Source organism: Burkholderia sp. 4M9327F10 (assembly GCF_005503145.1).
Taxonomy (GTDB): Bacteria; Pseudomonadota; Gammaproteobacteria; order Burkholderiales; family Burkholderiaceae; genus Paraburkholderia.
This window is the reverse complement of the sequence record NZ_SCNV01000032.1, coordinates 1-13,322: the sequence shown is the minus strand read 5'-3', so window position 1 is coordinate 13,322 and position 13,322 is coordinate 1. Positions and strand designations below refer to the sequence as shown.

Genomic DNA, 13,322 nt, shown 5'->3' with positions numbered 1-13,322 from the left:
ACCGCGTGACGGTTGCGCCGGATGACGATGAGGACAGCATGGCAGCAGTGCAACTGAGCGGCATTTTCAAGCGTTATGGCGACACCCAGGTGGTGCACGGCATCGACCTGCATATCGACGACGGCGAATTCGTCGTGCTGGTGGGGCCGTCGGGTTGCGGCAAGAGCACGCTGATGCGCATGGTGGCGGGTCTCGAAGAGATCAGCGGCGGCGATCTGATGATCGGCGGCACGCGCGCCAACGCGCTCGCGCCGCAGCAGCGCAATATCTCGATGGTGTTCCAGAGCTATGCGCTGTATCCGCACTTGAGCGTGTACGAGAACATTGCGTTCGGGCCGCGCATTCGCAAGGAAGCATCCACGAGTTTCAAGCCGCGCATCGAAGCTGCGGCGAAGATGCTGAACCTCGGCGGCTATCTGGACCGCTTGCCGCGTGCGCTCTCGGGCGGCCAGCGCCAGCGGGTGGCGATGGGCCGCGCGGTGGTTCGTGAGCCGTCGCTATTCCTGTTCGACGAACCCTTGTCGAATCTCGATGCGAAGCTGCGCGTGCAGATGCGCACCGAGATCAAGGCGCTGCATCAGCGTCTGAAGAATACGGTGATCTACGTCACGCACGATCAGATTGAAGCGATGACGATGGCGGACCGGATTGTTGTGATGAACGCAGGCCGTATCGAGCAGATCGGGCGGCCCCTGGATCTCTACGATCGCCCGGCCAATCTGTTTGTCGCGAGCTTTCTCGGCTCGCCTGCGATGAATTTTGCCGAAGGCGTGCTGGTGAGCGGCGCGGACGGTCTTGCGCTGAAGCTCGCCGACGGCAGCGAGGTGGCCTTGCCGCAAACGCCGGCGCCGGCGTCTGCGCAGGCCGGCGCGAAGCTCACGCTGGGCGTGCGGCCCGAGCACATCGAAACAGTGGCGGCACCCTCGGATGTCGTGATGGAAGTGGAAGTGGTGGAGCCGACTGGCGCCGAGACCCACTTGTACGGGAAAATAGGCGGCAGCACGTGGTGTGTCACGACCCGCCAGCGTTCGTCGATCGAACCCGGCCAGCGCGTGGCGTTGCGCCTGCCGGCCGAGCATGTTCATCTGTTCGATACGGAGAGTGGACGCAGGCTTGCCTGATACCGCGTGCGGTTGCCGTGAAGAGCGCCCCCAAACCTGGCGCTTCGCGCCAGGCCCCCGAGGGGGCAAGCAAACTTGGGGCGGCCCTGCGTTTGCTTGCGACGCCAGACGCGGATTCCAGACCTTGAACCCATAAGGAACACACGGGTGTCCGCTCAGAACCTGATTCCCCACATACGCGGCGCATTGACCGAACTACGCCCAGCCGAGCGCAAGGTCGGCGAGATGGTGCTGAGCGACGTCGACTTTGCGATGCGCGCGAGCATCACCGAGCTGGCGCAGCGTGCGGAGGTCTCCGAGCCTTCCGTGACGCGCTTTTGCCGGGCGGTCGGGGCGAACGGTTTGCGCGACTTCAAGATGCAGTTGGCGCAGAGCGTGGCGGGGGGCTTGCCGTATGCGTCGACCGCCGTTGCGCGCGACGACGATGTTCAGACCTTGCTCGACAAGGTCGGTGAAGCGGTGGTCGAGGGCATCACCCATGCACGCGGGGCGCTCGACCCGGTAGTGGTGGAAGCGGCGATTGCCGCGTTGGCCAATGCGCGCCGCGTTTATGTGTTCGGCGTGGGCTCCGGTTCGGGACTGGTGGCGCAAGATGCGGCGCTACGGTTTCTGCGCCTCGATATTGCCGCCAGTGCGTTTACCGATGGCCACTTGCAGCGGCTTTACGCGGGCTTGCTGGAGCCGGGCGATGTGGCGCTTGCGATCTCGCACTCGGGGCGCAGTGTCGAGGTGAACGAAAGCATCCAGATTGCCAAGGAGCGTGGCGCGACCACGATTGCGCTGACCAACGCCGGATCGCGGCTCGCATGGCTCGCGGATATTCCGCTGCTGCTGCGCGTGCCGAGTCCGATTGATCCGAATACGCCGGGTGTGTCGCGGCTCGTGCATCTGTGCATCGTGGATGCGCTCGCGATCGGCGTGGCGCTCAAGCTTGGGCCGAAGACGCTGGAGAAGATGCGGCACGCCAAGTCGCGCCTGTCACATGAGCCGGAACCGGCTGCGGGCGAGTCGTCGTCCTAGCAGGACGTGCAGCCTGCTTCGCGCAGGAAATGCGTGAGGGTTTCTTCGATCACGGAACGGGCCAGTCCCTGCACGATAAACACCAGACGCGTCGAGCGATCTTCATCGGGCCATTGCTCGAGTTTGAGTGGTTCGTGCAGCAACTGCTGCACGCCATGAAAGACGACCGGCCGCGACTCGCCGATGAAGTTCCCGATGCCCTTCACCCGCAGGATGCGCTCGCCGTGATAGCCGAGCAGTACCGTCAGCGCGGTCTCGAGCGCGTGCATCGGTAGAGGTTGCGCGTAGCTCAGGCAAAAGCTGTCGATGTCCGGATGACTGGCGAGGCTTGCCGCTGCGGTGCGCACCGGGCTCATCAGCTTGCGCGGTGTCGCGGGTTCGGTGCGCAGCCATGGACGTAATTCGCGCGGTGTCAGGATATCGAGCAGATGCGCGGCATCGATTTCGCCGTTGCGTACCGGCATCCTTGGCGCGCCGGGGTTCAGCGTTTCTAATGTCGCTTCGAGTTCGGCCAGCGCCGCTGCATCGACCAACTCCGCTTTGGTCAGCAATATCCGGTCTGCCACAGCCACCTGCTGGCGCGACTCTTCATGGCGAACGAGTTGTGCCGCGCCATGTTTCGCGTCCACGGTCGTGACAATGCCGTCGAGGCGCACGCGTCCTTCAAGCGCCGCGTCGCCGAGCAACAGCGAAATCACCGGGCCGGGACGCGCGAGTCCGGTTGTCTCGATCAGCAATCGCTCGAACGCGGGAATCTCGTCGCGCACGCCACAGCACAGGCAACCGTTTTCGAGCAGAGCGATGGTTTCGTCACGCGAGGTCTTGACGAACAGATGGTCGAGACCGATTGCGCCCAGTTCGTTGATGATCACCGCGCATTGTCCGAGTGCCGGTTGTGGCAACAGGCGGTTGAGCAGGGTGGTCTTGCCCGAACCGAGAAAACCGGTCAGAAGCGTGAGGGGTATCGGCGCGGGTTGCGTGGTGGCAGTCATTGCAGTCATAGACGTCGCACGGGCTGGCCGGCGCCTAGATAACCTGCAGGTCTTTACCGACGACGATTTCCCCGGAGAAATGCTGACGCACGTCGGCGGTCCACATCTCGTCCGTTATTGCGGGGTCGCCGCCCGGCACGAAGTGGCTCAATACGAGCGTCTTCACGCCCGCCGCTGCGGCAATCTTGCCGACCTGTTCGGTGCTGGTGTGGCTCTTGACGAGGTGATCGAGCAGGGTTGGCGCGTTGTCGACGGTTTTCATCAGCTTTTGCAGCGCCGGCAGGTACATCACTTCGTGCACCAGGACGTCGGCGCCTTTGGCGAACTCCGCAAGCGGCGGGTAGTACGTGGTGTCGCCGGAGAACACGACCGTGCGATCACGGGTCTCGAAGCGGTAAGCGAAGGCTGGCTTGATCGTGTAGTGATCGACGAGCATCGAGGTGACCTTGACACGTTCGTCTTCCATCACGAGGCGCGGGCCGTCGAACTCGTGAATGTTGATCAGCGGCCGGAATGCCGGCCGGCCCTCCTCGCGCATGCGGACTTCCAGGTCGATCGCGTTCATGTCGACGAAATCGTCGATCATTCGCGTGATGCGCGGCGGTCCGTATAAGTTGACGGGTGTGTGCAGCCCGGTGGCCCAGGCGAGGAAGACGAGATTGCCCAGATCGGCGTTGTGGTCCGAATGATGGTGTGTGAGGAAGATGTCACGCAGGCCCGGCAGTTTGATGCCGGCCTTGGTGAGTTGCAGCGCGACGCCGTTGCCGCAATCGACCACATAGGGCTGGCCGTCTACGACCAGCACGTTTGCTGGTGCAGCGCGCAGGTCGGACGGAGTGGGGCCGCCTTTGGTGCCGAGCAGGATCAGGTGGGTGCCTTGGGGCGGATGGGCTGTGGCGAGCTGGCCTGTGGATGGGGCGGTGGCGTTGGCGGCATTCGCAGGCGCGGTCGCTGCATTGGTGCTGGCTGGCGTCTGGGCCTGGGCGTCCTTCAGCCACGGCAAGGCGGCTGTGCTGCCGGCCGTGACGGCAATGCGCATGAAATCGCGGCGGGAACGTCCGAACGGCTGATCGCTCATGGGGTATCTCCTGGGGGGCTATCTGTTAACCGCTGCCTTGATCCGCAGGACTCGGGCTGGTCAGTCGGGAAAAATCTTTCCGCATAGTAGCAAGCCTGGCTGTGCTTGCGGTCAGCGCTTCGCGTTGCTCGCTCACGCGAATGATGGCCCATGTTGCGCATGCATCATTAGCGGCGCTATCGCAAGGCAAAGGCCGCCTAACCCGCGTGCTCTCCCGCAATCCACCCAAAGCGCCGCGACAGCCTCTGCGTCGCCGCGCTCAAGATCCGCGCCGGGTCGCCCGTCACGGCGTTGTCGAAACTGCCGCTCGGCCCCATCAGCGCGAGCACGAGGCAGATGCTGCCGGTGTGGTCCAGCACCGGCGCGGCCAGCGTATCGATGCCCGGCACAGGGCGGCTCAATGCCGTGTCGATGCCGTCCGCGCGAATCCGTGCGAGCCGTTGTGCGTAGTGCGGATCGAGCGGCGGGATGGTGTCGCCTGCGCCCGGCTTTTGCAGCAACGCTGTACCGTCGGTCCCCGCCAGGCGCAAATGATCCTGCGCTAGCAGACGGTGACGCACATCGTCGGCCACATACGCGGAAAACACGCGCCCGATAGCCGTGTTGACCAGCGACATCACGGTCCCCACCCGCAAGCTCACATGCAGCGGCCGCGCCGATTCCTCCAGGCGCACGACGGTGGGCCCGAGCGGCCCGAGCACTGCCATGGCGACGCTCATACCTGTCGACGCAGCCAGTTCGACGATCTCCGGTTCCGCTTCGCGCGTCGGCGATAAACGTTGCAGGCCGATCAAGCCCAGTTCGAGCGCCAACGGCCCGGCTTCGAAACAACCGGCAGCATCGCGGCTCAGCAGGCCGATTTTTTGCAGACTGACCAGGTGTGCGAACGCCTTCGCCGGCGGCATGCCCGCCGCGGCGGCGAGATCGCGCAAGCTGAGCGGGCGGCCTGCCGCGACCAGCGCGCCAAGCAGTTCGCCCGTGCTGTCGAGCGACTGGATGCCACGCTGTTGCCGGGCTTCTGATCCAGAGGCAGAGGATAGAGAGGAGAGCGTATCGTTCACGGCTATCAGGGAGCGGGGCTCGGTGAGGTGGCTGCAAGTTCGGCACTGATGTCCCGCACGGTGGCCTGTAGGGCACGTGCGGTCGGCCCGTTCCATTTCACGTCGATCGAACCCGTTGAACCTATCACGGTGAGCGCGAGACAGAGCACGCCCGACGCATCGAGCACCGGCGCGCTCAGGCTGCTGATCCCCGGGCTCGGCGCGTCGACGCTGCGTTCCAGGCCGCGCTCACGCAGCGCCGCCAAGGTCGCTTCGAACGCCTCGCGTCCGGCGGGTTCGGTCATGCTTTGTCCGTGCTGGCTGGACTGATTTATCCACATGGCTTGCACCGTCTCCTCGGGCAGATAGGCGCAGAACACACGCCCCGTCGAGGTGGCCGGCAACGACATGACTGTGCCCACGTGCAGATTGACGTGCAGCGGAAAGCCGCCATGCTCGTACCGGACGATGGTCGGCCCTTGCGGCCCGGCAATGCAGATTGCCACGCTAAACCCGATCGCCTCCGCAAGCGCCGCGACGCGAGGCACCGCGGCGCGAAACGCCGGCTGGTGCTCGAGATGCAGCAGGCCGAGCCTTAGTGAGAGCGGCCCTGGTTCGTAGCGGCCCGTCAGTTCGTCGCGCTTGATGAGGCCAAGGCGCGTCAGGCTCACCAGATAGGTGTGCGCCTGGCCGGGCGTGAGCGCGGCATTGGCAGCCAGATCCGACAAGGCGAGCGGGCCGCGCGCCTGTGCCAGCGCGTGCAGCAGTCTGCCGCCCACTTCGACGCTCTGAATGCCGCGCTGCGGTTTGCCGCCTTCGGCCGTTGCCGCGCCGGCGCGCGGACTGGCTGCAGCCTGCGTGCCGCCCGTTGCGCCTGCAGGGTCCTCGCTGCTGTTGCTCTTGCTGTTTCCGCGCCTCGCGGTCAGTTTGGCTGCTCTCGTCACACCCGCACTCATTCCTGAAAAGGGTCCATGTTAAACGAAGCCCGTTCCGCCCCGGCCCTCGTCTGACGCTGCATTAGTGTGCGTGATGAATTTGTGTATGGCAACATGATTCGCTATTGACAAATAAATCTTGCCAGCCATAAGATGCACTCACCCCGGCAAACCGCCGCAGTCACAGAGTCAGAAACGGGGCGAGACATTTCCTGCAATACAGCCTGCCTGCGCGCCTCGTTCCGAGCGGCGCTCGCGCGGGTCGTCTCGCCTCACATCCACCTTTTGAGGGAGACAAAGCATGGCCAAAGCATTCGCATCCCAAGCCGATCTGGAAGAAAAGAAAGTCACCTGGACGCAACTGTCCGAGAACGCCTACGCCTATACGACCGAGGGCGACCCGAATTCGGGCGTGATCATTGGCGACGACGGCGTGCTGATCGTCGACACTACGGCCACGCCCGCCATGGCCCAGGATCTGATCGCGAAGATCCGCAGCGTGACCGACAAACCCATCAAATATGTCGTGCTGTCGCACTATCACGCGGTTCGCGTGCTCGGCGCGTCGGCGTATTTCGCTGAGGGCGCGCAGCAGGTGATCGCGAGCCGCGGCACCTACGAGATGATCGTCGAGCGCGGCGAGCAGGACATGAAGTCGGAAATCGAACGCTTTCCGCGGCTGTTCGCCGGCGTCGAAACCGTGCCCGGGCTTACGTGGCCGACACTGGTTTTCGAGCGCGAAATGACCTTGTTCCTTGGCAAGCTCGAAGTGCGCATCGCGCATCTGGGCGCCGGACACACCAAGGGCGACACGATCGTCTGGCTGCCGTCGCAGAAGGTGCTGTTCTCCGGCGACCTCGTCGAATATGACGCCGCCTGCTATTGCGGCGACGCCCAGCTTACCGAGTGGCCGTCCACGCTCGAAGCGCTGCGCGCGCTCAACGCCGAAAAGCTGGTGCCGGGGCGCGGTCCCGCGCTCACCACGCCTGCAGAAGTCAACAAAGGTCTCGATTACACGAAAGACTTCGTCACAACACTGCTGCAGCAAGGCCGTGAAGCCGTCGAGCAGAAGCTCGACCTGAAAGCGGCGATGGCCCATACGCGCAAGGCGATGGACCCGAAGTTCGGCCATGTCTTCATCTACGAGCATTGCCTGCCGTTCGACGTCTCGCGCGCGTTCGACGAGGCGAGCGGCATCACCCATCCGCGCATCTGGACGGCGCAGCGCGACAAGGAAATGTGGGACGCGCTGCAGGCCTGATAAAAAACGTGGCACGCAGAGAGGGATGGAGACACAAGATGAGTATCAACTACCAGGCGCTGTCGTTCGAGTATCAGCCGTGCCGCGAGCAGCAGGGCGGCGCGCAGGCGGCGGTGTATCCGGTGATCGTGGTCGGGGCGGGGCCGGTCGGCCTCGCGACGGCAATCGATATTGCGCAGCAGGGCGTGCCGGTCGTGCTGGTCGACGACGATTGTTCGCTGTCGAGCGGCTCGCGGGCCATCTGTTTTTCGAAGCGCTCGCTCGATATCTTCGACCGGCTGGGCTGCGGCCAGCGCATGGTGGACAAGGGCATTAGCTGGAACGTCGGCAAGGTGTTCCTTAAGGACGAGCTGGTGTACACCTTCAATCTGCTGCCTGAGTCCGGCCACCATCGTCCTGCGTTCATCAATCTTCAGCAGTACTACGTGGAAGGTTATCTGCTGGAGCGTGCTCGCGAACTGCCGAATCTCGAGATTCGCTGGAAGAGCAAGGTGGTGGGGGTGCAGCAGGAAGGCATGGATGTCACGCTGACAGTCGAAACGCCTGACGGGCGCTACGCGCTGCATGGCCGCTATGTCGTGGCTGCCGACGGCTCGCGCAGTCCAATGCGCAGCCTGATGGGACTCGACAGCCACGGCCGCACCTTCAAGGATCGTTTCCTGATTGCCGACGTGAAGATGGAAGCGGATTTCCCGACCGAGCGCTGGTTCTGGTTCGATCCGCCGTTTCATCCGAATCAGTCGGTGCTGCTGCATCGTCAGCCGGACAACGTTTGGCGCATCGACTTCCAGCTAGGCTGGGATGCCGACCCGGTCCTCGAGAAAACACCGGAGCGGGTGATTCCGCGCGTGCAGGCCCTGCTCGGTCCAGATGCAAAGTTCGAACTGGAATGGGTCAGCGTCTACACATTCTCGTGCCTGAGGATGGATCGCTTTCGCCACGGCAACGTGCTGTTCGCGGGCGACTCGGCGCATGGCGTTTCACCGTTCGGCGCTCGGGGTGCGAATAGCGGCGTACAGGACGCGGAGAATCTCGCATGGAAGCTGGCAATGGTGCTGGCGGGCCGCGCGTCGGACGCGTTGCTCGACACGTATGCGAGCGAGCGCGAATATGCCGCCGACGAAAACATTCGCCACTCTACCCGCTCCACCGATTTCATTACGCCGAAAAGCGCCGTCAGCCGGGTGTTTCGCGATGCCGTACTGAAGCTGGCGCGCGATCATGCGTTCGCGCGGCAACTGGTGAACAGTGGGCGCTTGTCGGTGCCGGCGGTGTTGCGCGACTCACCGCTGAACACGCCGGACAGCGACAGCTTCGCTGGACAGATGGTGCCGGGCGCACCGTGCTGTGACGCGCCGGTTCATGTCGCGGGGCAGCCGGGATGGTTGTTGCAGCATGTGGGGCAAGGCTTCACGGGGGTGCTGTTCTGCGGCGCGAATGGCATCGACGCGGCGGCGCGCGAAGCGCTCCAGGTTTTACAGCACGGGCCGATTCCATTGACGCTGGTGCAGGTTTCAAGTGCGGGTGCCGAAGTGAATCAGAAGGCGCAGGGAGAAGCGCGGCCGGATGCCAAGCTTGTGCAGGACAGCGAAGGCCTCGCGCGCATTCGCTACGATGCGACGCCGGGCACCTTCTATCTGATTCGTCCAGATCAACACGTCTGTGCCCGCTGGCGCACGCTGGATGTAGAGAAAGTCGAGCATGCCCTAAAGCGCGCGTTATGCGTGGCCGGCTCGGCGTAGGCGCACCAAAGGCAGACACAACCATGACTCTCAACACGCAACCCAATCTCACCCGCCCCGACGATTTCTACGAAGCGTTGATCGACATGCACCGTGATTTCGACGATGCCCAAAGTCAGTCAGCCAATGCGCAATTGATCCTGCTGCTGGCGAATCACATTGGCGATCACGCGACCTTGCTCGAAGCCTTGCAGCATGCGCGCGCCGGCGTCGTGAGGGCCAGCGGCTGACATCGGGTACAGTGGCGCATCCCGCGCGTAGCGCCGGGCATGCGCCGGTCGTCCTCTCTAACGCAGACGTATCACATCGTTGACGAGCGGCTTCCGGATTGCCCGCGTGTCCGCGCCGCGGTAAGTCCTGGAAACGAAGCCTGACTCTGCAATGACGCGCATTCCTCTCTTCCCGGTGCCGCATGACGGCCCGCCCGATGTTCATGTGTGGCGGGTCGATATCCGCATCGACTCGACACTGGAAAGCGACACCTTCACCGCGCTCTCCAGCGACGAGCGCGCGCAAGCCAAGGTGTTTCGCCGCAGCGAAGACGCGCTTCGCTTCGCGACCGTGCGGAGCGCCTTGCGCGAACTGCTGGCGGGTGCGCTCGGCATGGAGCCGCATGCACTGCGCTTGACCCGCGATGCGATGAAACGCCCCTGCCTGGCCGATGCTACGCCGGTTGATTTCAACGTCTCGCACTCCGGCGCGCACGGCCTGATCGCATTTTCCACGCGCCGCCGCGTTGGGGTGGATATCGAGCAGCGCAATCCGCAACTAGACTGGCGCTCGCTGGCCGCGCTAACGCTCGCCGATAGCGAAACCGGCGTGCTCGATCGACTCGACCCCGAAGAACGTCTCGAACGCTTCTACGATGCCTGGGTCGCCAAGGAGGCGCTGCTCAAGACCACGGGCGTCGGCGTGGTGCGTGGCCTGCAACGCCTGACGGTGCTGCCGCGCGACGGCGTGCGCGTTGCCTTGCGCGATGACGTGCCGGACGAGGTGCACGGCCTTGCGGCGAGTTGGCTCGCGGCACCGGCCGGCTATGCCGCTTGCGTGGCGTGGTCGATGACGGCCCAAAGCCCCGGCTGAATCCCGCTCCCCCGGTAGGGGTATGGATAAATCGAATTGAGAACTATTCGCATTTGAGTTAGATTACAGCCTCCCAATGAATTGACGGAGGCGAACCGATGGCTGACGCACCCGCAGGCCAAGTCCTGCTGCTGGAACCGCGCCGGCCACCCCAGGCAGTCCACGCGACGCGTGACGACACTCGCGATGCGCCGCGCCGGAGCGCCCGTGCATCAGCTGGATGCGGTGGCGCCCTGCTGGATGTGCTGATCGAACATCGCCCCATGCTGGTCGCGCTGGCGGGCTCGTTTGTCGGATGCGGCAGTCGCGCGGAGGATGTGGTCCACGACGTGTTCGTGAAGCTCACCGCCTTTCCCAATCAGGATGCAATCCGCCAACCGGTGGCGTATGTCACGCGGATGGTGCGCAACGCTTCCATTGATGCATGCCATCGTCAGACGCTCGAAAGTGCCTGGCATGACGGCGAAGAAGTCGGCTTCGACGTGCCGTCGCCCGAGCCGGGCCCCGAAGCTGCGCTGGCGACGCGCGATGCGCTGCGCCATGCTTTCGATGCGCTCGCGCAATTGCCGGAGCGCACGCGCACAGCCTTCGAACTGGTGCGCCTGCGGGAAGAGACGTTGCAGGACACCGCGCGCACGCTGAACGTGTCGCAGACGCTGGTGCACTTCATGGTGCGCGACGCGGCGAAGCATTGCGCAGACTGCGCGCATGCGGGGCAACCGGGCCCGCGCTGCGCCAAGACCTCTGCGCGTGGCAAGAAAGTCCGTGCGACGGAGCTGAACTAGACAGCCACGCGATTCTGCCGCTGCGAGTGAAACGTCCCGCAGGGGGAATGTTGTCCATGGCGATTCAATCCCGGCACGCACGCCGCTATGATGGCAAGGATTGCAGCACACCTGCTGCGTCCTTGCCTGATTCAAGTCCGTGCCACGCTCGCCCATGCTCGCAGAACTGATTCGCTGGAAACGTCCGCGCGCCGATGCGCGGCATGAAACGCAAGCCGAAACCCCGAACCGGATGGAGACGCTGCTGCTAGCTGTGGCGCTCTCCCTGGGCAGCGCAATTGCCCTCGGACTCGCACGCTTTGCTTACGCGTTGCTGTTGCCTGCGATGAAGCTCGATCTGGGCTGGAGCTTTGCGCAGGCAGGCGCGATGAATACGGCCAATGCCGTGGGCTATTTGCTGGGGGCACTGACTTTTCCGCGCCTGTCACGACGCGCGTCGCCGGCGGCGTTGTTTGTGGCCGGATGTGTTGCGACCGCGCTATTGATGGCGGTGAGCGGCGTGCTGATCGATACCCATGCCTTGCTTACCTTGCGCGTGATCACCGGTGCGAGCAGCGCGTTGATTTTCATCGGCGGCGGTGTGCTGGCGGCGCGGCTCGCGTCGGCACGGCCACGCGATGCAGGGCTGGTGCTGGGCTTGTACTACGGCGGCACGGGCTGGGGCATCGTCGCTTCCGCGATCCTCGTGCCGTTCACGATCGTGCATGTGCTGCATGGCTGGCAATTCGCGTGGTTTGCGCTCGCGGTTGCCTGCCTCGCTTTCGCGGTGGTGGCGATCGGTGCCGCGCGCCGCATCGAACGCGACTATGCGGCAGTGACGAAAGCGGCTGCACAGCCGGCCCACAGCGATGCGTTGCACTGGCCGCGCTTCGGTCTTGCGCTAGCGGGCTACGGACTGTTCGGCGTCGGATACATCGGCTACATGACGTTTATCGTCGCGCTGCTGCGCAATGCCGGGATGAGCGCTGCAATCGTCACCAGTTTCTACATCCTGCTCGGTGCCGCGACCATCGTCTCGGCGCGCCTGTGGTCGGGGCTGCTCGACCGGATGCGCGGCGGTCAGGCGCTCGCGGTGCTCAACGGGCTGCTCGGCCTTGCGACCTTCCTGCCTGCACTGGCCACGCATCCCATTGCCGCGTTCATTTCGGGCGCATTGTTTGGCGCAACGTTTTTGTCCGCTGTCGCTTCCACGACCGCCTTCGTGCGGCATAACCTGCCCGCCACACATTGGGCCAAAGGCATCAGCGCGTTTACGATCGTGTTCGCGTTTGGGCAGATTGTCGGCCCGCTGGCGATTGGCTGGATCTCGGATGGCGCGGGGTTGGCGCGCGGGTTGGTCTACTCGGCTTTGTTGCTGGTCGCCGGCGCCGTGCTTGCGGCGTGTCAGAAGCCGGTGGGAGAGCGCCGAAGGTGAAGTCCGCCGGCCGCGGGAGGGTCGGCGGGGCGCTTCTTGCTGTGCCCCGGGCCTGGTGGTGCCTGCCATGCCCGGGGTTTTGCGCGCAGTGCTCGCTAGTGTTTCGGAGCGAGTGTCGTGGACAGCAAACCGCTACCACCGCTCGTTGAGCCAGTCAGTCCACCGAGCAGGCTCGTCACTGGCGAGAGCAGGGACGATGCGCCACTCGTGCCAGTGGTGCCGCCAAGCGCACCGGTGAGCGTGCCGGTCAGCGTACCGACCAGGTTGGTCACGGGAGCAAGAGGACCTGACGAAGACGTGGTTACGAGGCTAGTCAACGATCCGCCATGCGAGCCGCCACCCAGTACGCCGGTCAATCCGCCTAGCACGGTGGTGAGCGGGGCCAGCGGGCTGCTGCCTTGGGAGCCGCCCGAGACCAGCGAGCCGCCGCCTAGTGCGCCGGTCAATCCGCTGAGCAAGGTGGTGAGCGGAGCGATTGGGCTACTGCTGCTGCCTTGTGAGCCGCCCGAGAGCGGCACAAGTTTCAGGCCGCCGAGCAAGGTGGTGACGGGGGCCAGCAGGTTGTTGCCGCCGTAGCTGCCCGCTCCGACCGGGGTGCCGGAGTGGCCTCCCTGCGAGCCGTTGCCGACACCATTGCCGTTTCCGCTGCCGCTGTTGTTGCCGATCGTGATCGGCACAATCGGCACGCTGATCGCGCCGACGTTGACCACCAGGTCGACGATAGGATCGAGCAGCCCGCTGGTGATCTGGTTGCCGTTGCCTGAGCCTGAGCCGGAGCCCGAGCCGGAGCCACCAGAGCCGCCGCCATGGCCCGAGCCACCGGAACCGCCCGAGCCACCCGAGCCACCCGA

The 13,322-nt window shown here is 64.5% G+C and carries 12 protein-coding genes and 1 pseudogene; 8 read left to right on the top strand and 5 right to left on the bottom strand.

Annotation, left to right across the window (positions count from 1 at the left end; translation table 11 throughout):
- Positions 1–38: 38 nt before the first annotated feature.
- Both ugpC and FFS45_RS25065 read left to right on the top strand, forming a co-directional pair.
- On the top strand, positions 39–1,121 hold the full coding sequence (ugpC, locus tag FFS45_RS25070; RefSeq protein WP_137957328.1) for a sn-glycerol-3-phosphate ABC transporter ATP-binding protein UgpC: 1,083 nt from the start codon (positions 39–41) through the stop codon (positions 1,119–1,121).
- 147 nt (positions 1,122–1,268) lie between these two features.
- Positions 1,269–2,141, top strand: coding sequence for an SIS domain-containing protein (locus tag FFS45_RS25065; RefSeq protein WP_137957327.1), 873 nt, complete (start codon positions 1,269–1,271; stop codon positions 2,139–2,141).
- Here the strand turns inward: FFS45_RS25065 and FFS45_RS25060 are convergent.
- From FFS45_RS25060 to FFS45_RS25045, 4 genes are all read right to left on the bottom strand, one after another.
- Positions 2,138–3,142, bottom strand: a complete 1,005-nt coding sequence (locus tag FFS45_RS25060) for a GTP-binding protein (RefSeq protein WP_171029744.1) — start codon at positions 3,140–3,142, stop codon at positions 2,138–2,140. The genes FFS45_RS25065 and FFS45_RS25060 overlap by 4 nt on opposite strands.
- A gap of 25 nt (positions 3,143–3,167) precedes the next feature.
- Positions 3,168–4,211: an MBL fold metallo-hydrolase gene (locus FFS45_RS25055; RefSeq protein WP_249362918.1), complete on the bottom strand. Its 1,044-nt coding sequence runs from the start codon at positions 4,209–4,211 to the stop codon at positions 3,168–3,170.
- 197 nt (positions 4,212–4,408) lie between these two features.
- The gene (locus tag FFS45_RS25050; RefSeq protein ID WP_249362923.1) at positions 4,409–5,281 is read right to left on the bottom strand and encodes an IclR family transcriptional regulator; all 873 of its coding nucleotides are present in this window, start codon (positions 5,279–5,281) and stop codon (positions 4,409–4,411) included.
- Complete coding sequence (locus FFS45_RS25045; RefSeq protein ID WP_249362917.1) at positions 5,278–6,195, bottom strand: IclR family transcriptional regulator; 918 nt, start codon at positions 6,193–6,195, stop codon at positions 5,278–5,280. The genes FFS45_RS25050 and FFS45_RS25045 overlap by 4 nt, the downstream gene beginning before the upstream one ends.
- Positions 6,196–6,487: 292 nt before the next feature.
- Here FFS45_RS25045 and FFS45_RS25040 point away from each other — a divergent pair, with 292 nt between their 5' ends.
- The 6 genes from FFS45_RS25040 (at position 6,488) to FFS45_RS25015 (ending at position 12,471) form a co-directional block, all read left to right on the top strand.
- Positions 6,488–7,447 (top strand): MBL fold metallo-hydrolase, encoded by a 960-nt coding sequence (locus FFS45_RS25040; RefSeq protein WP_137957324.1) that lies wholly within the window; start codon positions 6,488–6,490, stop codon positions 7,445–7,447.
- A 38-nt stretch (positions 7,448–7,485) separates the two neighbouring features.
- Positions 7,486–9,189 (top strand): FAD-dependent oxidoreductase, encoded by a 1,704-nt coding sequence (locus tag FFS45_RS25035; protein WP_137957323.1) that lies wholly within the window; start codon positions 7,486–7,488, stop codon positions 9,187–9,189.
- 23 nt (positions 9,190–9,212) lie between these two features.
- Positions 9,213–9,419: a DUF2783 domain-containing protein gene (locus tag FFS45_RS25030; RefSeq protein WP_137957322.1), complete on the top strand. Its 207-nt coding sequence runs from the start codon at positions 9,213–9,215 to the stop codon at positions 9,417–9,419.
- A gap of 151 nt (positions 9,420–9,570) precedes the next feature.
- Positions 9,571–10,272 (top strand): 4'-phosphopantetheinyl transferase superfamily protein, encoded by a 702-nt coding sequence (locus tag FFS45_RS25025; protein ID WP_137957321.1) that lies wholly within the window; start codon positions 9,571–9,573, stop codon positions 10,270–10,272.
- A 98-nt stretch (positions 10,273–10,370) separates the two neighbouring features.
- Positions 10,371–11,057, top strand: a complete 687-nt coding sequence (locus FFS45_RS25020) for an RNA polymerase factor sigma-70 (RefSeq protein ID WP_137957320.1) — start codon at positions 10,371–10,373, stop codon at positions 11,055–11,057.
- A gap of 232 nt (positions 11,058–11,289) precedes the next feature.
- Positions 11,290–12,471, top strand: coding sequence for a YbfB/YjiJ family MFS transporter (locus FFS45_RS25015; protein WP_249362922.1), 1,182 nt, complete (start codon positions 11,290–11,292; stop codon positions 12,469–12,471).
- Between the two features lie 95 nt (positions 12,472–12,566).
- On the opposite strand, the pseudogene FFS45_RS25010 reads toward FFS45_RS25015, so the two are convergent.
- Positions 12,567–13,322 (bottom strand): annotated as a pseudogene (locus FFS45_RS25010) (hypothetical protein); the annotation flags it as partial.

Excerpts from the sequence above, each read along its gene's own strand:
- ugpC (WP_137957328.1), top strand. The coding sequence starts at position 39 with ATGGCAGCAGTGCAACTGAGCGGCATTTTCAAGCGTTATGGCGACACC.
- FFS45_RS25060 (WP_171029744.1), bottom strand. The coding sequence starts at position 3,142 with ATGACTGCAATGACTGCCACCACGCAACCCGCGCCGATACCCCTCACG.
- FFS45_RS25055 (WP_249362918.1), bottom strand. The coding sequence starts at position 4,211 with ATGAGCGATCAGCCGTTCGGACGTTCCCGCCGCGATTTCATGCGCATT.
- FFS45_RS25040 (WP_137957324.1), top strand. The coding sequence starts at position 6,488 with ATGGCCAAAGCATTCGCATCCCAAGCCGATCTGGAAGAAAAGAAAGTC.
- FFS45_RS25035 (WP_137957323.1), top strand. The coding sequence starts at position 7,486 with ATGAGTATCAACTACCAGGCGCTGTCGTTCGAGTATCAGCCGTGCCGC.
- FFS45_RS25030 (WP_137957322.1), top strand. The coding sequence starts at position 9,213 with ATGACTCTCAACACGCAACCCAATCTCACCCGCCCCGACGATTTCTAC.
- FFS45_RS25025 (WP_137957321.1), top strand. The coding sequence starts at position 9,571 with ATGACGCGCATTCCTCTCTTCCCGGTGCCGCATGACGGCCCGCCCGAT.
- FFS45_RS25020 (WP_137957320.1), top strand. The coding sequence starts at position 10,371 with ATGGCTGACGCACCCGCAGGCCAAGTCCTGCTGCTGGAACCGCGCCGG.
- FFS45_RS25015 (WP_249362922.1), top strand. The coding sequence starts at position 11,290 with ATGGAGACGCTGCTGCTAGCTGTGGCGCTCTCCCTGGGCAGCGCAATT.